Origin of the sequence: Microbacterium endophyticum (assembly GCF_011047135.1) — a bacterium.
GTDB classification, from domain to species: Bacteria; Actinomycetota; Actinomycetes; order Actinomycetales; family Microbacteriaceae; genus Microbacterium; species Microbacterium endophyticum.
The window spans coordinates 2,239,598-2,259,602 of sequence record NZ_CP049255.1 but is presented as its reverse complement, the minus strand read 5'-3'; the positions used below and the strand labels follow the sequence as shown (position 1 = coordinate 2,259,602).

At 61.0% G+C, this 20,005-nt stretch carries 16 protein-coding genes; 9 read left to right on the top strand and 7 right to left on the bottom strand.

The annotated features are described in order from the left end of the window. The first annotated feature begins 183 nt into the window (after positions 1–183). From G6N83_RS10520 to G6N83_RS10490, 7 genes are all read left to right on the top strand, one after another. On the top strand, positions 184–1,167 hold the full coding sequence (locus tag G6N83_RS10520; RefSeq protein ID WP_165141840.1) for a hypothetical protein: 984 nt from the start codon (positions 184–186) through the stop codon (positions 1,165–1,167). 114 nt (positions 1,168–1,281) lie between these two features. Beyond that, complete coding sequence (locus tag G6N83_RS10515; protein WP_165141839.1) at positions 1,282–1,788, top strand: hypothetical protein; 507 nt, start codon at positions 1,282–1,284, stop codon at positions 1,786–1,788. A gap of 149 nt (positions 1,789–1,937) precedes the next feature. Continuing rightward, the gene (locus tag G6N83_RS10510; protein WP_165141838.1) at positions 1,938–2,318 is read left to right on the top strand and encodes a hypothetical protein; all 381 of its coding nucleotides are present in this window, start codon (positions 1,938–1,940) and stop codon (positions 2,316–2,318) included. 156 nt (positions 2,319–2,474) lie between these two features. After that, positions 2,475–2,741 carry a ribbon-helix-helix protein, CopG family gene (locus G6N83_RS10505; protein ID WP_165141837.1) on the top strand — a complete coding sequence of 89 codons (267 nt, stop codon included), beginning with the start codon at positions 2,475–2,477 and terminating at the stop codon, positions 2,739–2,741. After that, positions 2,738–3,430 (top strand): PIN domain-containing protein, encoded by a 693-nt coding sequence (locus G6N83_RS10500; protein ID WP_165141836.1) that lies wholly within the window; start codon positions 2,738–2,740, stop codon positions 3,428–3,430. Before G6N83_RS10505 ends, G6N83_RS10500 begins: the two co-directional genes overlap by 4 nt. Before the next feature lie 116 nt (positions 3,431–3,546). Next, positions 3,547–4,008 (top strand): prevent-host-death protein, encoded by a 462-nt coding sequence (locus tag G6N83_RS10495; RefSeq protein WP_165141835.1) that lies wholly within the window; start codon positions 3,547–3,549, stop codon positions 4,006–4,008. Further along, the gene (locus tag G6N83_RS10490) at positions 4,008–4,349 is read left to right on the top strand and encodes a hypothetical protein (RefSeq protein WP_165141834.1); all 342 of its coding nucleotides are present in this window, start codon (positions 4,008–4,010) and stop codon (positions 4,347–4,349) included. Before G6N83_RS10495 ends, G6N83_RS10490 begins: the two co-directional genes overlap by 1 nt. Positions 4,350–4,422: 73 nt before the next feature. Here the strand turns inward: G6N83_RS10490 and G6N83_RS10485 are convergent, their stop codons facing one another. After that, complete coding sequence (locus G6N83_RS10485; RefSeq protein ID WP_165141833.1) at positions 4,423–5,925, bottom strand: toll/interleukin-1 receptor domain-containing protein; 1,503 nt, start codon at positions 5,923–5,925, stop codon at positions 4,423–4,425. Between the two features lie 588 nt (positions 5,926–6,513). Between G6N83_RS10485 and G6N83_RS10480 the strand changes: the two genes are divergently transcribed. Beyond that, positions 6,514–6,981: a hypothetical protein gene (locus G6N83_RS10480; protein ID WP_165141832.1), complete on the top strand. Its 468-nt coding sequence runs from the start codon at positions 6,514–6,516 to the stop codon at positions 6,979–6,981. Between the two features lie 451 nt (positions 6,982–7,432). Here the strand turns inward: G6N83_RS10480 and G6N83_RS10475 are convergent, their stop codons facing one another. From G6N83_RS10475 to G6N83_RS10455, 5 genes are all read right to left on the bottom strand, one after another. Beyond that, the gene (locus G6N83_RS10475; RefSeq protein WP_165141831.1) at positions 7,433–8,959 is read right to left on the bottom strand and encodes a 5-methylcytosine restriction system specificity protein McrC; all 1,527 of its coding nucleotides are present in this window, start codon (positions 8,957–8,959) and stop codon (positions 7,433–7,435) included. Continuing rightward, a complete protein-coding gene (locus G6N83_RS10470) occupies positions 8,956–10,542 on the bottom strand; it encodes an McrB family protein (RefSeq protein WP_165141830.1) in 1,587 nt (528 codons plus the stop codon). Before G6N83_RS10470 ends, G6N83_RS10475 begins: the two co-directional genes overlap by 4 nt. Before the next feature lie 531 nt (positions 10,543–11,073). Further along, positions 11,074–11,889: a hypothetical protein gene (locus tag G6N83_RS10465; RefSeq protein ID WP_165141829.1), complete on the bottom strand. Its 816-nt coding sequence runs from the start codon at positions 11,887–11,889 to the stop codon at positions 11,074–11,076. A 363-nt stretch (positions 11,890–12,252) separates the two neighbouring features. Then, positions 12,253–16,134: a hypothetical protein gene (locus G6N83_RS10460; protein WP_165141828.1), complete on the bottom strand. Its 3,882-nt coding sequence runs from the start codon at positions 16,132–16,134 to the stop codon at positions 12,253–12,255. 132 nt (positions 16,135–16,266) lie between these two features. Continuing rightward, a complete protein-coding gene (locus G6N83_RS10455; protein WP_241246341.1) occupies positions 16,267–17,733 on the bottom strand; it encodes a serine/threonine-protein kinase in 1,467 nt (488 codons plus the stop codon). Between the two features lie 454 nt (positions 17,734–18,187). Between G6N83_RS10455 and G6N83_RS10450 the strand changes: the two genes are divergently transcribed. Continuing rightward, positions 18,188–19,492: an IS256 family transposase gene (locus G6N83_RS10450; protein WP_206535807.1), complete on the top strand. Its 1,305-nt coding sequence runs from the start codon at positions 18,188–18,190 to the stop codon at positions 19,490–19,492. 108 nt (positions 19,493–19,600) lie between these two features. Here the strand turns inward: G6N83_RS10450 and G6N83_RS10445 are convergent, their stop codons facing one another. Continuing rightward, a complete protein-coding gene (locus G6N83_RS10445) occupies positions 19,601–19,915 on the bottom strand; it encodes an FHA domain-containing protein (protein ID WP_165141824.1) in 315 nt (104 codons plus the stop codon). Between the last annotated feature and the right edge of the window lie 90 nt (positions 19,916–20,005).

Sequence of the window (20,005 nt, the reverse complement as noted above, 5' to 3'; positions counted from 1 at the left end):
CATCTACGGGTCGACACCACTGTCGTCTGCCATAGCTATACTGAAATTTCGGCGGTCTGGACCGCCACACTCCGAGTCTGATCCCCCACGCGGGTCAGGCACCGAGGACAACCGAGGCGGATTCAGAGCTGCAGTACCTGTGAAATCACGTTCTCTCTCATGAGGGCGCCGCAGGCGTGGGATGTGACGTCCAGAAATGAGTTCGAGTTGACTGATTGCACCAACCGCGATCCCGATATCACGCGCGACGCGAAGGCCTGGCGAGACGCCGCTGGCGTGAAGTACACCGAGGCGCTGCGCGTCATCGAGGACCCGCTCCATCAGGGCCTCCTCGGAGATCGCATCGTCGTGCGCGATCTGCTCCGCATGCTCGAGGAAGACCCTCTTCTCGGACGAAGCGGATACGCCGGCACATTCGGTCGCAACGGTCTGCACGCGGACATCGCCATGCGGGACCAGCTCTCAGAGCGAGTCCTCCGTGAGGTCGTGCTCGCCGCCGAAGTCCTACGGATGTTCACGCGCTCGAAGACGCTCGCCCCCGGCGGCACCCCGACGCTCACAGCGGCCGGTATCCCCTTCGACACAAGTCTGATCGACCTCTACGAGCGAGAGTGGGTGAGCAGCTACGAGATGAAGCACACGGCCGAACAGATGCTCGGCCCGATCGATCCATACATCTCGAACGGCGCCGTGATTCTCGCAGCGACCGCCATCGGACTGCCGACCATGAGGTTCGAGGAAGACAGCCCCAACGTGCGCATCGGGGTCAGTCGGGAAGAGCACGACCACGTCCGACGGATGCTAAACGGAGGCAGTGACCGACCCAAGACTGGCCGAAACCTTCCTCCCGGCTACACGCGCCTGCAAGCGGTTCTCATGCGAGCATCCGCCGGCGAAACGTTTGAGCAGGAGCTCACGATTCCGCTGACCATGCGGAAACCCGATTCGCCGTTCCATAGGTGGCTCGTCGCTCAATCGGATCGCACCGGCATACTCGGCAGAATGGCCCAAGACTACGCAGAGGGCGTGCGACTGAGCCATCACCGTGCAGTTGACTCGCCCGACGACCTGATTGAGCTGATGGGCACGCTGAGCAGCGCCCCAGAATTCGACCATGCTGCTGCGCAGTTCGCCGCGGAATACAAGAGTCTTATGTCAACGCCCTGACCAACCACATCCGCCCAAAAGGACCGCCTAGTGCACACCCGCGCTGGGCGGTTTTTTGCGCGCCTGAAAATCAAACCCCGCCCTCATAAAGACACCTCGAAAGGAGCGTCAGTCATGACACTCATCTACTCCGCGAGTGAGTACGACACCGACGAGATCGTCGAACTGCGAGCCCGGATCAATACCGACAGCTCAGCGTTCGAAGAGCTCCGTCGCGCACACCGCCACGAGGAGCGACAGCTGCTGGCCCAGTACAACGCCCTACTCGCAGCCGAGCGACCCGCGTACCCGACAGCTGCCCATCTGCGCGCGTTCGATCAGATTGCCACGATCGTGCACAACGACGAAAGATACGGCACGCACTCCGGTCGACCCACGAAAGAAGACAAGAGCGCCGGCATTGAGCTGCCGCCTGAAGTGCATTTCAGTTCCCACGTCGGTCGTGTCAACGTCTACGCTCTCGCCCCCTACAAGCCGGAAAGCGTCAGTCGCCTATGGGGCTTCGACGAGGACGACATCGTCACTTTCCGCAATGAGTTGACCAAGCGATCGCTTCGGATTGTTAATGATTGGGTACATGAAGACGGCGTCGCGTTCATCGTCGTCGACGGCCGTGTCTGATGTGTCTCGCTCGAATTCAGAGTGAACAGTGAGCCGTTGACGCGCTTGAGAAGCTCACCTAAAGACCTTCGACGTTGAGACGCGCTGCGTCGTGACGACCAGGTGTAACTAGGGTGGCTTTACGGGTAGAACACGGGTATCCTGAGGGCATGGAGACCCTGACCCCCACCACCCAGCACGGGCGCACTATGCGGATGGACATCCACGAAATCGTCCGTGAGCTCAACGCGTCCCTTGGTCCGACGCTCGTTGCCTCGCTCGCCGGGTCCAAAGACAGCAAGCTGCCGATCCGCTGGGCTAAGGACGACGGCCCCGAGCCACGATCGGACGCCACCCGGCGCCTCACTTTCGCGCACCGGCAGTGGACTCTTCTGGCCGCGGCCGATGGTGAGCACGTCGCGCGGCAGTGGTTCATAGGCGGCAACCCACAGCTGCGGGAGGACACCCCAATCACGGCGATCCGCGAGGACCGCCACAGCGCTGTCGCCGAGGCGGCCGAGTCGTTCATCGCTGGTTCCGCCGCCGCATGACCTTCACGTGGACCTGCGAGAAGACAGGCCTGCATCTCATCTCTGGACCCGGCGTGTACAGCTATCACATCGGCAACTATTCCGCCAGCACCCCTCATTCGCTGGTAGGGGGAATACGATTAATAACGCATTACTAATCTGAGTAGGAGGCCCGATATGGCCGCTCGCCCCATCAGCTTCGCCGTCGAAGAAGCGGACCTGCCTCTCCTCGATGAGCTCGCCGCCGCGTTCGGCAGCGGCAACCGCAGCGAGTTTCTTCGGGTCGCCATCGCCGAGTTCAAAGAGCGGCTCCGCCTGCAGCGACTTCACGAAGTCCGTGAGCAGATGGAGTCTCTTCACGACGAGGCACTCGCTGAGCGCGGCGGCAGGGTCTTTACGTCCGCGGAGACCCTGGCCCTCATCGAAAATCTCGAAGGCTCGTGAGCACACGCTCTGCGCGCAGGATCAACGTCGTCCTCGACGTCAACGTCTTCCTCGACTACATCGGTCGTGAAGATGGAAGGATCCTCTTACCCACAGCAGACAACCTCCCCTCTTCTTCTCCCGCAGCCGACACGCTCGCTCTCGCGTTCGACGATCGCTATGCCCTCTTCGTTTCCCCGCATATCCTGCGCAACATCAACAGGGTCATGCACGCGAACGGACAGTCGGAACAGACCCGTCGCAAGTTCATCGAGTTCATCGTCGAGACCTGCGAGCTAACCGGCGGGGCGATCGTTGACCCCGTTGTGCGTGACCACGCTATCGGGGACCACGAGGACAACCACATCCTCGCACTGGCGAAAGACCCCTCCGTCGACGCTGACGTCATTGTGTCCTCTGACCATCACTTGATCGATCTGGGTCCCGCGTGGAATGGCCGGCTGATGATCCGCCCTCGCCAGTTCACCTCGCACATGATGCGATCGGGTGGGCAGCAGTCTGCCGCTACCCCCGCCCCTATGGAGCACGTGTCTTCCGCGAGCCAGACAGAGGCCCGTCCAAAGGCAAGACCAGCGCAGCGGCCACAAAAACCAACCGACAGGTTCCCCGAGCTAAGAGATGTGCAGGTTGATCGAGCGGGTCTTGGGCAGAACGGTGACCCCAAGACACACGACACGCCTGAACTCTGAATCACGCAGCTACCTGGGCCTGCGGGTCAGTACAGATAGACAAGCCCTCCATCGCGGGTCTTGCTGCTTCCGAAGAACAGATCGACTTCCGAATACATTCCGAATAGGATGGTGTCATGACTCTGATCAATGAACTTCACGCCACTTCGCGGCGCTCGTCCGACTTGAGTAAGCACTCAGCTGACGTCTTTGCGGAAGCCGAAGATCACACGGTCCAGATCACCCGGCGTGACGGTGAACCGTTGGTTCTCATGTCGCAACGAGAAGCAGATGCCCGTGCAGGGTTGCTGCAGTTCGCTGCAGACCTCATCACGGTCACCCTCGACGAAGACGGAACTCTCGCTTCTCGCATGGCTCGGAAGTTCGAGTGGATGCACGCACTGAGCGCTGCCGACCAGGCCACGTGCGCGCAGGATCTTGTCGCCGCTGCCCGGGCCTCTTTCGCGACCGGTCAGGCCCACCTCGCTGTGGCCGAGCTCACCTCTTGGCGTGAGACAGCGACCGCAATCGCTGCAGGGCTTTCCGCCGCACCCGTTGAGTGGCTCGACACGACGCCGACGGTGGAGCGCCCCAGCTAGTGCCGAAGGGTAACCAGGTACAGCGTCCAACGAAGAAGTCCGAGTACACGATCGTTTTCGCCTCAACCGGGGCCGAGAAAGGCTGGCGCGACCTTCGCGCCACGACCCTTGGGCCCCTCGCCGATTCGTGGGACTTCCTCACAAGAACTCCGACCGAACGCACCCCGACCAACTATCCGTTGAAAGGTGAGCTCGGGGTCGTCTCGCGCGGCGGGAAGACGTACATGAGATGGCAGCACAAACCCACCCGCCAGGGTGACGCCCGCATCTGGTTCTACGTCGATGGGCAGACCGTCTACCTCGAGCAGGTGCACACGACGCATCCGAATCAAACGAAGTAATCGTTGAGGTCGTTCGAGCTTCGTATTCTCTCGTCCGCGCCACCACCCGCAGATACGGCACTTGGCTGTGCTATCAATGTTGGCGGCGACGAACATCCGAAGCGTACTCGTTTACCACTTTCAATGCCTCGATCGCACGTGCAGAGTCTCCGCCGAATAGTCCGGAAGCGACAGGGCCCCACGCGGCCCCCAGCCGTTCGACCTGCTCGAGCATGAGGGCTTCTACTGGCTTTTCTGCATGTTTGTGCCGCCAGGTATAGCGACCAAAGCCACCCCGGTTGCCGTACCGCTGTTGTCCCTGCAACGCCGCGTCGTTGGCCAGGGCATCAAGAAGCACTTCAGCCTGGTCGAATGCATCAGCAAAATCGGCATCCTCGGACAGAGTGTCGGCGAACAGGTCACGAAGAAGTGCATGAAGGTGATCCGACATCGGCGTGAACCTTCCTCCGATCCGCTTCTCTGCGAGACCAGTTATGGTTTCGTCGTTGACTGATCGTCCGTCATCAATCAGTCCGAGTGCCGACGCCAGCACCTCAACGTCACGGCCTACCGACTGAACGTTGACCTGTCGCACGAGGGGTACCTTGATCTTCGGATCGAAACGGTCCCGTACCGTAGGTGATACAGCGAACGCGTGAAGTGGCGAATAGTTCTCACGAGAAACGCTCGCGATCGCGACGACGTACATAAGGATGAGCGCGGGGTAACTTCGCAGTCGAACGAGCACAGGTAACCCGTCGGTTTCGATCATCCTTGCTGTCAGCAAGCCCATGAACTGCGTCCAAGCCTGGTTGTGCCGCGGTAGCCCGTAGGTGGCAGCGAGACGCACTGGCTCCAGAACGGGCGCCAGAGCGGTTTCATAGTGCCGGACCTGGCCCTCCCAGACGGGGAAAAAGCCGACATATGTTCTATCTTCAACCGTTGCAGGGAAATCTTCATCATTGCCGAATTCTTTTCGCAGAGGTTCGCCAAGCTCACGCATGAAGTCTTCGAGTTCAATGTCGGCGTTCGGATCGCGAAGGAGCTGTTTCATAGTGTCCGCACGTTCGCGAGCAGTCCCGCTCGCCGCACGCGCGCTCGACTTAGCGTCGGTGGCTATGGATGGGCGACTCTCCGGGTTGACGATTCGCCCGACCGCCTGAACGAGCCGAATGGTCTGAACTGTTTTCTTTTCTCCGAAGAGATCCACGTGCTGAACGGCCTCCTCCAGCGTCTTGCCTCCTACGAGCGAATACTCCGGGATCGGACACTCATCGAATCGCACAGTGAATAGCCACGAGGTTGCAGGGGGGCGCAGTTGGTACTCGTCAACCGCGAGAGCCAGCTCCGCATACTGATACGACTTCTCTCTCCGCGAAGCTGCCGAAGAAAAACACGCGATGAAAGCGATACTGTCCGCCTTTATCGCAGCGCGTATTTTGGCCTGCCAGTCTTCTCCCGGCCACAGATCTTGAGTATCACGCCACACCCGGACTCCTGCAGATTCGAGAGCTTCTTGAAGTTCATCCACTGCGGCTTTGTCCTCGTGCATGTAAGACAAGAAGGCGTGACGTTGGGAGAGCGGCAAGGGTTGCATGACATGCAGTATCTCAGCCGATCTGCCGTGCCGGTCTCGGCAAGCGGCAAGCGGCAAGCGGCAAGCGGCAAGCGAGCCATCTGACTCATTCCCGCATACCAACAGATAAATACGTAAGTGTTGGCATGATTCGATGGTGACCACACCATCTCTCGACGCTCCGTCCCCATCGATGCTGACTCGCGCTTCATGGCCCGGGTCAACGCGAAGATGGCGCAATACGTAGGTGCTGAGCGGATTGTGGTCATCGACACTCAACCTGAGTAGCCAGTGGATAGCGTGCGGAGTGATCTTCCTGACGCTGCCTAGCCTGGAAAGGTTCGCGCTGGCACCCAAAGAACTGAACGAAGGCCGGCCGATTCTCGCCCCGGCTCCTTTTCCTGCAGATCACTATCTTCCTTCACGAGCACAAATCGGCTAGAGTAGTACTCGCCCACCGTTACGACGGATCGGGAAGAAAGCCTTAGAAACCCAGCCGGACGACTGGATCTAGGGCTTTTCGCTTGTCTACTGCATGAGCGAACTTTCGGTCGAGCGAACGTCGACAAGCGTCGAAAGCGCATCGAAGTAGCGCGAATTTCCAGCCCTATGAGCGTTGATCGCTCCCAGAACAACATCCGCTATCCACAAAAGCGGTTCGTCCCCACCGCGCTTGTGCGCGATTCTCAAGCGTTCATCCAGTCCGGAATTCTGGAGTGCGACTATGTGCGCGACGTCTTTCTTGTCCTGGGCTCCGCCGCGGCTTTCGAGTACGAGGTCGTGAACATCCAGATCGAGCATGTTGTTGTAGAGATCGCCAAGGCACAACCTGCGGAACCGCTCAGTCTTGTTTTGACGTTCGCTGCGATGAGTGATCACGACGCTCAACGGCTCAAGCTGCTGAACCTCATCAACGATTTTCTTGCGTCGCTGCTCGCTTTCGTCTCTCCAGTGCAGCTTGATCTGCCCGGGCAATTTCAGTCGCTGCAGCTGCTCTCGCAGGCCATCACAACTATCCGAAGGTACGACGGCCGCACCAATCAAGTACTCCTGCGTTCCCGGCTCGCGAAGCGCTGACGATTCATCGACAAACGCGCGGTGGGTGGACATCACAACACAGTATCGCCCACAACGGGTGACGGACTTGCGTCCGACTGATACTTCACGAATACGTGTGCAAAAGCACGTTTTCACTCGTTTTTGACGTCCGATCTCATGAAAGTTGACAGCGCGTGAGACGCAGGTCTCGCGGAACTCCGCCACTTCCGTACTTTGTAGTCACGGCCATTCGTCTCACGAAAGCTGTCAGTAACCATCGGAGCAGCAGGTCGGAAAGCGAGGCATGGAGATCTACGGGGAGGGCGAACCGGGGCATACCTCCTCCAACCTCGGTGAGGAGACTCTGCACCAGCGGCGTAATCCCGGCACATGGGGGCAGGGCGGTCGCCCCCTAGTGCGCTGACACAGCGATACTTTCACGGTGAATTTCAGATGGCCGCAATCGCTTGCGGCAGAGCATCTTCCTCGATCAGATAGGAACGTCGTCTTCCGAAAGGTCCATCGTCGCTTCGACTAACGCGAGCAGCTGTTGCGCCTGAGCGATAAGGCGAACGCCGTACGACGCGTCGCCCGGAGCGGGAAACAGAAACCGGAGCGACCCCACAATCACGCTTTGCGTGGTTGTTGCGTCTGGAAGGTGTCGCTGCTCCCACTCGTCCCAGAGCGCAGGCACCAGCGCCATCTCCGCAGTGGCATCGTCCGAAGCAGTCTCGCCCGGGGGCGCGGAGAAGGCAAGGAATGCCGGCGCGCCAGATCGCAAAGCATAGGTCGCGATCTGATATTGCGCGGACATGGGCGCCGAGTACAACGAGCTACTGGCCATGTACTTCGCATCGACGATGATCTTCCCGCCGCCCGGCGGTGATACCAATAAGTCCGGTGCCTTCCCCGTAAGTGCCTTCCAGCCCAGCGGCTCTTGGCGATAGAAGAGGGGCAGCCGCGGTTTGGAGACGTCGGCGCCTGCACCTCGGAAAGCCTCGACCAGCAGGTGCTCCCACAGGTCGCTCGTCACAAATTTCACGTTGATGGCGACGCCGCTCGCTGTCAGACTCTCGCCGCTGTGCCGAGAATCACTCCGCAAGACGGCAACGGCCAGGTCATGCAACTCCTTCAGTTTTGGATCCCGGCTAGACCAAGCGCGTCTCGCGCGTGAAAGGACAGAGGCGGCTTGCACGCTGCCAACATCCTCCAGTCGCGCCACCGCTTCACGGATCAGGTCGGTGCGCGCTATGGCTTCCGTGGACGCGATAAGCGCCGTCTTAATGGCACGCCAGACGTCGTCATCACCCGTCAGCGTGTCAAACTCGCAGTCGATGGGGAGCGCTCGAGTCGCCTGCCGTCGCACGAGGGGAGCGGCGAGAATACGTCCACGCACCACACCGAGCGATTCCACTACTTCGCGGTACACCGGTTTGCGAAGAGGGATTGCCGCCACCGCCCGATCCACGAAGACAGACTGCAAGAGCGGGCGCAGTTCAGGCATAGAAGCGAAGACGCCGGCCGCAGCAGTGAAGTCAGCGATGCTGCCCCGCACCGGTGCGATCTGCTGACGGCTACCAAGCAGGAGATCCCACATAGCCGTACGAAGCTCCGGGCGCTCTACCGAAGTTTCGGGTCGACGCGGTCGCGCAACGGGAGTCCAGAGTTGATCGCCCGCCCCGGGTTCTCGGTCGCCATCGCTCGAGTGACTGGCCGGCACCAAGACCTCGGCCTCAGCCTCGGCGATCGGCAAGGTCGTTGTTTCTATCCGCGTCGCCCACACTGGAGGGAAGCCGACATAGTCACCTTCGTAGATATCGACCGAGCCTCCGGCGACAGGTGCGCCAACGCTTCGCGGGGTGCTCGACCCACGCCATAGCTTGGGCAGCACATGTATCACCAGCGACGATCGAGACGCGCCGTCGTTAAGTACGGTGAGGCCCACACCGTTTCCCCGCTCACTAACGCGGAACCAGCTTAGGTTGTGCACATCAGCCAGCGGGGTCGAGTCGGTCATAGATCGACGGCCCGCGTGGATCGCACGATGGGCCGGCGCCCAAGCCCCAAACCGACGTAAGCGATCGTCCAGCTGGTGCTCTCAGATGGCAGTAGCAACGCCGGTATCAACTCGAGCAGCGTCTCCGACGCGTTGAAGACGTGAATGATCTCGGCGAGCTGTGCGAGCAGAAGCGCGGCGGTGCCACTCGCGCTTTCGTCAGCGAAGAAGTACGAGTGCCCCAGTCGAGCATCCGGTCCGAGTTGCTCAAGCAGAAGCGTGTTGACCTGGCCATACCACTCGATCACCGTTCGCCACTCCGGATCCTCCGATACTCGCGCGCCCACGAGCGTGTTCGAAATAAGGTCATTGCTCGTTAGCGGCTGCATGTCCATCCAAGTGAACCGCCGACGCAGGGCCAGATCGATCGAGCCAACGGAGCGGTCCGTCGAATTCATTGTTCCGAGCACATGCAGGTTTTGCGGAACCACTAGATAGCTAAGGCCGAGTGGTTTTGCGGACGGCGTCGAACGCCCCAGTTTGTCGAGCAGCGGTAGTGCAACGTCATGGACTTCCTCTTCTTCGGGAGCAGGCCCCACGTCGGGAAGCACGTCTATAGGAGTCTGCAGTCGCACTGAGATGTCATCACCCAATGGCCGGTACTTCAATAGCGCCTCGTCAAGAGCAGTCTCGGCGAAATCTACACGCTTCGACTTTTCGAGAGGGAGAAGCAGATCGCCGAAAACACGTGACGTGTTCGCGCGATTGATCTCGTCGACGAACAATAGGAAGAGCTCATCCGGGTGGCGCGCCGCGCGGATACACATCTCGACGAACACCCCGGCTCGGCCCTCGAAGCCGCCGTCCGCCCTGGGGCGCAGTCCCGAGACGAACTCTTCATAGCTTGTAGACGGATGGAACACGACCAGCTCGACGTGTTGGTACGCCGTACGAAGCTGATGGATCAGATGCGACTTTCCTGATCCGGCAACACCCTCGACAACCACATTGAGGCTGTCCCGGAGCTTCGCCAACACTTCTCGTGCGATCGGAAAGTCGTCCGCCGCATCTTCTGGCTCAACCGCGGCGTCTAATGTTGATGCGGCTTCGGCGTCGCCATGCGTGTCGAGTCTCTTGTACAGTGACGGCGCGGGTGAGCCGCGCAACGTAAAGTCGCTAATCGAACTACCCCGTGCCCGCGCCAGCTCCTTTAGATACTCCAGGATGGCGGGAAACGCAGCAGGGTCAGACCACTTCAGAACCGGGCCGATCGCGTCACGTCGTAGGACAAGGGCTTCCAGGACATCGTCACGAAGATCCCCCGACTTGACGACGGCGTTGTGTAAACGAATACCGAGCTTGTTAGAGGAATTCATCGGGCCGATCACCTCGGGCTCGACATTCTCAAGAGAGAAAAGAAAACGCGGGATAGGCTGATACCCCAGCTTCAGGAGCTCGTCGAGCTTGTCGGCCTGCACCGCGAACCGAGGGTCATCAACCGCAAATGCCTCCGTGATGCTGTCCACTGTGCTGTCGTCCGGCCGCGCCCCACGAGGGTGCAACCAGATGGGCGCGTCTGCGGTGTCGGTAGTTTCGGAGGTCATCGCTCCCCTTCGATCGAGTCGTCTTCGCTCACACTAATGCGTGGTCTACCGGCGAATGGCGGGCACGTGAGTGAGTAAGTCAAACCGCTGCATAAAGTCTCGCGTACTTTGGCGTACCGACTGCCTAGACCCGAACGCAAGGCGGCTCACGGCAGATCGAACAACGGCAGGGGGCGGGCATCCCTCTCTTCTCAAACTCATCCTGCTGGTCCTGGACGAGATCGATGAGATAGATGTACGCGGCTCGCGCCACACGCAGAAACTGTCGAGTAGCGTGGCCTAACGCTGTCGCGGCGATGTTGCTGTGCGCGGGCTCGGTTGCTTCTGTCGGTACACGGTGCGTTAGGTGCACGAGTCGATGCGTCCCCGCTTTGCGAACCGTCTTAACCTCTGGGTACACCCCTTCGACATCGATCGGCCGTCGTGACGCCAGCGAGCTCGTCATCGACTTGGGCGGGCGAAGGCTCACGTCCAACGGGAGAACCGCTGGACACACGCAGTTCGCTCAGTGTCAAACACGACGACGTAACATTACTCAGGCGACAACGCGCTCCATGTCTTTCCATCCCAGAACCATCCGAGACGCGACCGCTCATGCATGACCCAGAAGTGTGTGATTGCAGGATCCAGCGTCGGAGCAACTGAGGGGGCGCCCCACCCCTCGTCGGCCCAGGACGGCGATGTCCTACTCAAGGGCCGAGCGATGTTGTGCCAGGTGTCGTCGTTTACCCACACGAAGAGATGCCGCTGCACGGCGCCTGTGGCCGCCAGTTTCTGAGGGTTGTCGATCTTGTCGCTGAGCGCATCTAGCAGCCGCTCCAGCGATTCGTCGCTGCCGCTGACCGACCCGCCGCTGCCCGTGGATACCAACACCTGATGCACGTGACTGGGAGCGTCCGACTTCACCTCGTGCGGCGCGGAGCTCGCCATCTCCACGCCCGCGTTCAGTAGGGTGCGATAGATCTCGGCCAGAGGGCCGCCCTCAATGGTGTGGATCGCCGCGCGCTCTCGACGGAAATACGACTCACCCACCCTCTCTAGCTCAGCCAGCGCCGGCTGCACCCGTTGTATGAAAGTCTTCATGTTCGCCTGCCCCTCAGGCGCGAATACAAGCCAGCATGTCGCGAGATCCACGCCTGGCACGCCCTTCTTCACGGACTTCTTCAGAGCATCGCGAGCACCCTTATTCCCACCTTGGGTCACCGCGGTGACCTCCAACGCGATCTTCCCATCGGCAGACTTATAGTCCACCCCACCATGGGTGTCCGCGTGCTCGAGCTCCACCCCAAGCCTCTCTTCGACGATCTGCTTGGCGACTAGTTCATTCGGACGTTCCTGGTTCACCACTGCCTTCTTCCTCTGGCGACTTTGCCCTCGAAGCATCTTGATACAGCGCCACCGTAGCGCTTCCGAGGCTCGCGTCGCTCGCGGCATGTCAGCAGCTTTGCGCGCCGACGTCGACCTCCACGCCGATGCTCCGACGGCACCCAACCGAGTCAGAATCGGGGTGCGCGGTGCCGTGCGATCGCACGATTTTCGTTGCTCGGCCGCCGCACCGGCGTCTGGTCATCCGAGCCGGGCTCAAAGAATCCTGCGAGCAACCCCTGCTGACGTCAACTTCGAGCCGAGCGCTTGTCACTAATGGTCGCCCCAGGCCTCCAATCTGCCTGCGCTCGCGGACGTCGGGCGTCAGCGCCACCTCAGGAGGCATCACTCAGCGAGGGCCTCGGCCACCTCCGGATCAATGTCGGCCTGCATCGCGAGGCTTGCGTACATACTGAGCTGTCTCGTAAATGAGGTTTGCTGTCCCCGGACAAGCGCTACAAACTGTGCCGAGAACGTCTCACCCATATTCCCGTCTGCTTCCCGGGCGACTTGTGCGGCCAAGGAGTCGAGAAAGGCAGCAATGTCTTGAGTGATCCGATCCGGGTAAGCGCCGAGGGCCGCGCGGGCAACCAGGAACTCTCGTTCAGCCGCCAAACGCGTTTCGGCTAGCGGAACGGTCGACCGAGAGCGCTCTAGCAGTGCCAGCCCGGACAACACAGCGAGCGCATGCTGGCCCGCACCGAGCGCCTCGAACCGAGGAGTCTCCCATGCCTCTGGAAACGTCGCACCCCAACCAGTGAGTGGTTCGACGATCGGAAACGCAGACCGAATGATTTGCCAGCCGAACGAGTCGACTCGGCGTCCAGCTATCTCCGGGAAGATGATCAATGCGGGGCGGTACGCGTTTCTCATCTCCGCGGGAGTCAGAGCCGCGAGCGTTCTCTCCACCACGAGGAGCCAATCGACAACGTTCTCGGCCTTCACCGCAATGGCGTATTGCTGTGGCGGCCAGCCGTCCTGAATGCCCTGGATCATCCTTGAGTAAGAAGCAGCCTCCCCACCGAAATCTCGGATGACCGCGAGTCTCTCCTGTTGTCCGCGCTCGGCACGCCGCAACGCGTTCCTGGTTGACAGGTCTGCCGCGCGAGACAAGGCCCGCTGCGAGTCGCCGGACCGTGCGGCTCGTCGAATGTCCTGCGGCATAGTGCCAGCTGACCCGACCTCCTGGAGCACGGTCGCGAGTTGTTGGAGCTCTCGCTCGACGACGTCAAGCAGCCCGCCGGGATGAACACCGATCATCTCCCACTGCTCTTGCCGTGCCTTGCCCACTGCATCCACGAGAGTTTCACTGATATGCGAAGCGAGCGCTACGTAGCCTGAAGCGTCGGCCAGCCGACTTGGGATGTCCACCGCGATCGCGGAAAGCAGAGTCTGGAGACTATCCGCCATAACGGAGATTTCAGCCGCAAGAGGCTCGCGGAACACCGGGACCAGTCGACGTGAGAGCGCGTCAAGTTCAACGCGTGAGGCGTGAATCGCAGACATGGCAGAAGGACGATTCTCGCCACGGAGCCACACACGGATAATGCTTGGGAGGAGCGATTCGGCGATGGTGATCCCTGCTAGCGCGATCTCCATACGATCAGTCGCTGTTAGATCGTGCAAGCGAGCTGCGGCGAACCCAGCGGTCTGCCGATGCCCGCTCACAGACGACCGAGAGTGAAGATACTGCCGACGAAGCGTCGACACTCCCATCAAGTTACCTCCAACCTCATAAGGCGCTCCGTCCGACCAGATCGTGGTGATATCTGCATGTACGACGCTCGGGTTGAGGGCGATCCCTAAGCGAGCAAATTCCTTGGCGTTTCGGTCAGCGTCACCCTGCACTTGATCGGAAATGTGGAGGATCTGGCCACGGAAAACTGCGCCTTCAGGTCCGCCAACGATTCCCGCCGTCGTCGCCCAGGGGAATCGCTCGAGGATGCGCTGTTGCGCGCGGTCAGCACCGCCCGCGGCCGCGAGCAGTAGTTCCGCGACTTCCGAAGCAAACGTAGCCGCTGTTAGCAAGAGGTCAGCCAACTCGTCCAGATCTGGTTCGACGTCGAGCGATCGGACGGGGCGGCCTTCGTCGCGCATCCGCCTAAGTGCCTGAACGAGGTCGCTGGCGATCGCCGGCGCAAGGCTTTGAGAGTGTCCGAGCGCCTGGTTCACGCTGGCTAAATCTGGCGAGTCGAGTATCACTTCACCGAGTCGTTGCACACCCACTTGTTGCACAGCCCTATCTAAAGACTCGAACGGCTCGCGCACCGCAGCACGCAGCTCCGCAATCGCCGCTGAGACGTTTTCCGGGAACGGCAAACCCGTTGGGTCCGAATCGATCAGCGCCAGCTGGATCGCGAGGAGTTTTGACGGCGGTTGCACATCGTGTCGATCGAGTACTTCGACCCACCGCCCTGATCGCGCGCTCAGATCGACGAACTTCACGGCGCGAAGCCCTTCGAGCACATCTGCGTTGTCGCTTGACTGCATCCTGGCGATAAGCGCCTCTACAGCCGCCGGCAAGGCAGCCGGGAGATCTTGCGAGATTCCTGCCAACAGCGCCGGTAAGGCGGGAGCGGGAAGTATGGATGCGAGCTTCACTGTCGTCATGCTGGCGGTCGGTGGCGGGAACTCATGGAGGATCTCCGAGAGGAATCGTGATCTCAGCGGATGTAGCCCTTGCACCGACTCACTCACGACTTGGACGAGGTGTTCCTCGTTGAGCCGCGTCAGGGCGCTTCGCAGACTTCCTGAGCCGTTCTCGAACTCCGACAGTTCCGAGATAGGCACAGAGAGCGCCCACCTCCCTGCGGTTGCGATCAGGGCGAGGATCTGGAGCTCGGTCTCTTGCTGGGCCCGGACGCGCGAGAGCACTTGGTCTCGCAGGACGTCTCGGAGCCGACGGCCACGCGTGAGCATGTAGGTGAACTCCATCGTCAGTCCGTCCGCTTCGACGTACGCTTCACGCCAATGCGCGTTTGACGTCAACCCCCGTTGCCGAAGATTCTCGTGCAGCGATTCGGCGATTTCCTCCGTGAGGGCAACCTCCACGATCGCGCACGCGGCCCGATCTTGAACGCTGACGAGGTCCTCATTGCGGACCGTCCCGAGGAGCATGACGCCTTCGAAATCACGGGCGGCCCGGTTGATCGCGTCCCACCCGACGAGCTCCCCCGTCCCCACGCCGTCCACGACCAGACCGATCTGGTTTCGGCGGCTCGGCATCCGCGCGGTGAGGAGATCTCTGATTCCCTGGATGGCATCGTCCGAGAGACGAGTCACTCGATACCAGGTGACGTCGCGGCGCGTATAGACCGTCGACCAAAGGGCGGTTGATTTTCCAACTCCGGAAGGACCGGCCAATAGAACGGAAACGCCCGAGTTCAGGCTTCCGATGGCCTGCGCAGCGATATCAGGCATCGGCGCTGGCAAACCAGATGCGATGTGTGAAGGTCGGGCTGCGGTGCCCAAGTAGTAGTCATTCGCCGCCGCGTCGTTCGAGAACTGAACGGGGACACAGATGCCATCCAGGAGTGCCCGCTCCAAGGCATCCCGGTCAAGAAGGGTTAGCACCTCCTCAATTCGTCGCGTAATCGAGGTCATATTCACGAAGGCGGCGCTGGCCGCGTCAGGAGCTGCCGCGTTCTGATCCGCCGCAGTTGCTACGTCGATGCGCAGCAGACGCTCGACGAGTTCTGCAGCACCACGTACCGACCCCGACGCGGAAACGATCGCATCCACCGCGGCGGACTGAGCGTCCTGCCACTCGAGGGTGATCAAAGTAGTCAACCGGAGAAACGATCTTGCATGATCGCCACCGAGACGCTCGTGAATGCCTACCACGAGCGGATGGGCCGAAGTCAGGTCCGCCAGGACCGCAGCAGGCCCATCGAAGACCTCGCCCGCAACGCTTCGCTCTTGAACCAAGATCAAGCGCCCTGGGGCGATGCCTAGCGATTCACGGGCCAGGTGTTTGGCCCACATCTCCTCAAGATATCCAAGGGTTTCGGAGACTGAGAATGGACCTCGTTTCTCCTGCCGGCTCTTCACCTGCACGAACGCCGGTGCGGCCCCTTCTATGTGCAGGTCTTCATAGCCCTCCGGGACGATGCGTTCAGCAGTAATCCCGCCAGCGATCAGCTGGCTACTGAGCCACGCCCCGACTGCATCCTGATAGTGGAATCCCCTCCCGGCTATAGCTCCAGACCGGCTCCAAGCATCTAGCATCGTTGCTTCCTCCCGAGGCCGAACCTAACCGTTACCGCTAGCCCCTGCCGGGGATCACCGAGTGAGGCGGGCGTACAAATGAATAATCGCCTGGATGGGGTTGAGTCCAGAAATGGCGGACATCACGAAGATCTATCGCCGCCAATTGCTGTCGAAACGACGCTCAGGCAGCATCGAAGGGCGAGTCAAAGAACCAGCTGCGGCGTCTGCAAACCATCCCATCCAACGCTCCAGGAACTCCTCCGGATCAGCCCGGTCGATAGCAGTGATCGGCCAAGCTACCTGAGTGCCTCCTGTCACCTGCTGAAGCGCATCCACGGCCTCATACGGCGCCTGAGCGAACGGCTCAATCTGTCGATCGGCCCCAAATGGAGAACTCATGAAGGCAAGCTCGTACCAACCATAGTCGCCTTCCTCGTACGGATCGCAGAACCAGAGGGAGTGACTTCGCCCCACCCAGTCGCGACCCGGGCGGCCAAAATCTACCCCAATACTCGCAAAAGCAAGCACTGAAAAAGGAGTCGTCCAGTCTTCGACCGACCGAACACGACCGACGCTCAGGGTCGCTTCTACAAGGTCAACTTTGAAGATCGGAGCCGCGTTCCCGGTGATATTCGCGAACTTGGCCATCGGGGCGTTGTCCGCGATGTCGGCGCGAAGGCGCCCCATGATGTCCAACAGCGCGCGTTCTGCCGCGGCCACCTTCGACTGGTGTTGCGCGCGTTGCTCCTCTAGGACCGATAGCGCTGCCTGCTCTTGGGCCCGTTCCCGCGTTTGCAGGTGCGCGAAGGCGGCGAGCTTGGATGCCCCACTTCTATCCGCCCCTTTGTCGGCGTCGCGAAGGCGTGCGAGGAGCGCTCGAGGCTGAGGGCGAACAGCGGGCTCCTTATAAAGGCACTCCTCGATCAGAGTGCGCAGCTTCGCAGTTCCAGACTGCAGTTCGGCGGGCGCTACATGGAGGTGCTGCTCTCGATAGTCCGCTTTGCTGGGTCCACGGAACGGCCGACAACCGTCGACCAGCTCATAGGCGAGCACCCCGAAGGAGTAGACATCGGTCGCGCCAGTGGCATGGCGATGCTGCCATTGCTCCGGTGCCGCGTACTCCTTCGTGAAGCTGAACATGCGAGTACTCTCGGCCGTACTGGCCTCGCTGTATCTAGAAATTCCGAAGTCCGCGAGCCTCCACCTTCCGTCGTAGAACAGTACGTTCGCCGGCTTGAGATCGCGATGGACAATCGTGCCGTCTATCTCAGCGAGTGCTCCCGCGATGTCCCGAAGAACGACGAGAACCTTTGCCAAGGGGAAGGTGCCCTCAACCTCGGCTATGTGTTGCGCTAGGGAGTAGTCCGCTCGCGGCATAACCAAAACCCAGTGGTCTTCGTGCTCGCCCGTATCGAGGACTGGCATTACGTTACGGAACTTCGACGCGCCAACGGAATCCGCAATTAGAAGCTCGCGATGCGCTCCAGGCTCTTTGGGCACCGCCTTCGCCACCGCTCGTTCGCCGTCCGGAGACTCCACTTCGAGGAGTCGTCCGAACCCAGCATTGTCCGCGTCGATCGGCCCGATCACACTCCACTCCTGGTGGTCAAGGATCATTCGCACGGGGAAAGACTACCTACCCCTGTCGCATTGGGTGTGCCGCCTCCCCGATGCCTCTTCTCGCAGAGATTCGAAGCAGTTCTTAGGTTCTGCGTAGAACGGCAGAGAGGCGATCCACAACCCGATCGTGACTCGGTTCATCGAGCGCGATGGGACGGCAGGAGCTCAGGCGTCGTCGCAAAGTGACCCGCGTTAGCCCCCGACTTTTGCAGGGACAGATAGACAGCCCTGGGCTGCGACGAGCAACGGCATCGCACCGTTCGGCCGGACAACGCCAAAATGGCAAGCCTTCACCGTGCGGTCAGAACGAAACTAATCTGGTGTGCAGCTGCACGGAAGCTCCGAGCAAACCATTCGGACGCTCCCAGGCATGGGTCTGTCGGGAAGTTTGTGTGTGAGGGGTTCGGCGTGATCGGTTCGGCTTCGGTCGGCCGGGAAGATGAATCACGTCATGAACACCGAATTGAAGACAACAGCTGAGCAATCCTCGACCGTCGATCTGCGGACCGGGGAGATCCTCCCCGCGCCTCCCGATGTCGCTGCGGTCGCGGAGCAATTGGTCGCGGTGGCGCGTGGTCAAGGGATCGAGCTGACGGGCCCGAACGGGCTGCTGACGGGGTTGACCCGGCAGGTGCTGCAGTCCGCGTTGGAAGCGGAGCTGACTGAGCACCTCGGCTACGACAGCGGCGACCGGGCGGGGAAACAGACACCGAACAGCCGGAACGGATCGACGCCGAAGACGGTGCGGACCGAGATCGGCGATCTGACCATTCAGGTCCCCAGGGATCGGGCTGGGACGTTCGCGCCGGTGGTGGTGCCCAAACATCAACGCAGGATCGCGGGCTTCGACGAGGCCGTGATCTCCCTCTATGCGAAAGGCATGACCACCGGCGATATTGCAAAGCACCTCTCCGACCTCTACGGATCCGACGTGTCCAGAGACCTCGTCTCGACCGTGACCGACAAGGTTCTCGGCGACATGCAGGAATGGCAAGCCCGTCCGCTGGACGTCGTATATCCGGTGGTGCTGATCGACGCGCTCGTGATCAAGGTCCGGGACGGGCAGGTCGCCAACCGGCCTGTCTACGTCGCTGTCGGCATCGATCTCGAGGGTCACCGGGACGTGCTCGGGTTGTGGATGGGACCCACCGGCGGAGAAGGCGCGAAGCAGTGGATGAATATGCTCACCGAGTTGCGAAACCGCGGCGTCGCCGATGTCTGCATCGTCTGCTGCGACGGACTCAAAGGCCTCCCCGACGCGATCACCGCGATCTGGCCCCTCGCAACCGTGCAGCAGTGCGTTGTCCATCTCGTACGCAACTCGCTGCGGTACGCGTCGAAGAAGTACTGGTCCAAGATCACCGGCCAGCTCCGCGAGGTCTATACCGCCCCGAGCGTCGCAGCAGCCGAGGCGAGGTTTACGGAGTTCGCTGAGCAATGGCGGGGGCTGTATCCGGCGATGATCCAGATGTGGGAGAACGCCTGGGGCGAGTTCGTGCCATTCCTGAAGTTCCCGCCCGAGATCAGACGGCTCATCTACACGACGAATGGGATTGAATCGCTCAACGCCAGATTCCGGCAAGCGACACGTCGTCGCGGGCACTTCCCCAACGAACAAGCGGCGATGAAAGTGCTCTACCTCACGGTGCTCGAGCGGCGCCCGAATCGCACGAACCCGACCGGGCAGATCGCTGGTTGGAAAGCTATCCTGAACGCCCTGTCCATCACCTACGGCGACCGCCTAGGAATCAACTAAGCCGAAGCCCCCGTACACAAAGGAACGGACAGACCCGCAAGCCACCACAGCTGGAGGCAAAAAGGCGACGCAGGTCAAAATGTCACCTGTCCGCGCAGCAGTGCCGGTCTATCCGATGAGGATTCGTGCGGTGTGGTCTCCGAATCGGATGAGATTGCCGGGCGCGATGGCGGTTCGAACGCTAGGTGGGAGGGGCGTGTTGTCAAGGTAGGTGCCGTTTGCGGATTCGAGATCACTGATCCAGGGGCTGTTCTCTGGGGTGAGCCCGAAGGCAAAGTGGCTTCGCGAGAGGAGCCGTTCGGCGTCTGCGATGGTGATGGTGTGTTGGTAGCCCTCGTCGGTGCGGGGGTTGCGCCCGACGACGCCGGTCCCACTTATGACGACGCGCTGACCGTCTGAAAACGCGAGTGTCCACTGAGTCATAGGCGAGACGCGCACTCGGGGTGCCGTCGGCTGGGCGGCTGCGGTGCCGCCGGAATTGGTCATGGGAAACCGAGGCGGCGTCAGCAGCGT

Coding starts and splice junctions, on each gene's coding strand:
- G6N83_RS10515 (WP_165141839.1), top strand. CDS start 1,282: ATGACACTCATCTACTCCGCGAGTGAGTACGACACCGACGAGATCGTC.
- G6N83_RS10510 (WP_165141838.1), top strand. CDS start 1,938: ATGGAGACCCTGACCCCCACCACCCAGCACGGGCGCACTATGCGGATG.
- G6N83_RS10505 (WP_165141837.1), top strand. CDS start 2,475: ATGGCCGCTCGCCCCATCAGCTTCGCCGTCGAAGAAGCGGACCTGCCT.
- G6N83_RS10495 (WP_165141835.1), top strand. CDS start 3,547: ATGACTCTGATCAATGAACTTCACGCCACTTCGCGGCGCTCGTCCGAC.
- G6N83_RS10485 (WP_165141833.1), bottom strand. CDS start 5,925: ATGCAACCCTTGCCGCTCTCCCAACGTCACGCCTTCTTGTCTTACATG.
- G6N83_RS10480 (WP_165141832.1), top strand. CDS start 6,514: ATGAGCGTTGATCGCTCCCAGAACAACATCCGCTATCCACAAAAGCGG.
- G6N83_RS10475 (WP_165141831.1), bottom strand. CDS start 8,959: ATGACCGACTCGACCCCGCTGGCTGATGTGCACAACCTAAGCTGGTTC.
- G6N83_RS10470 (WP_165141830.1), bottom strand. CDS start 10,542: ATGACCTCCGAAACTACCGACACCGCAGACGCGCCCATCTGGTTGCAC.
- G6N83_RS10460 (WP_165141828.1), bottom strand. CDS start 16,134: ATGCTAGATGCTTGGAGCCGGTCTGGAGCTATAGCCGGGAGGGGATTC.
- G6N83_RS10455 (WP_241246341.1), bottom strand. CDS start 17,733: ATGATCCTTGACCACCAGGAGTGGAGTGTGATCGGGCCGATCGACGCG.
- G6N83_RS10450 (WP_206535807.1), top strand. CDS start 18,188: ATGAACACCGAATTGAAGACAACAGCTGAGCAATCCTCGACCGTCGAT.
- G6N83_RS10445 (WP_165141824.1), bottom strand. CDS start 19,915: ATGACTCAGTGGACACTCGCGTTTTCAGACGGTCAGCGCGTCGTCATA.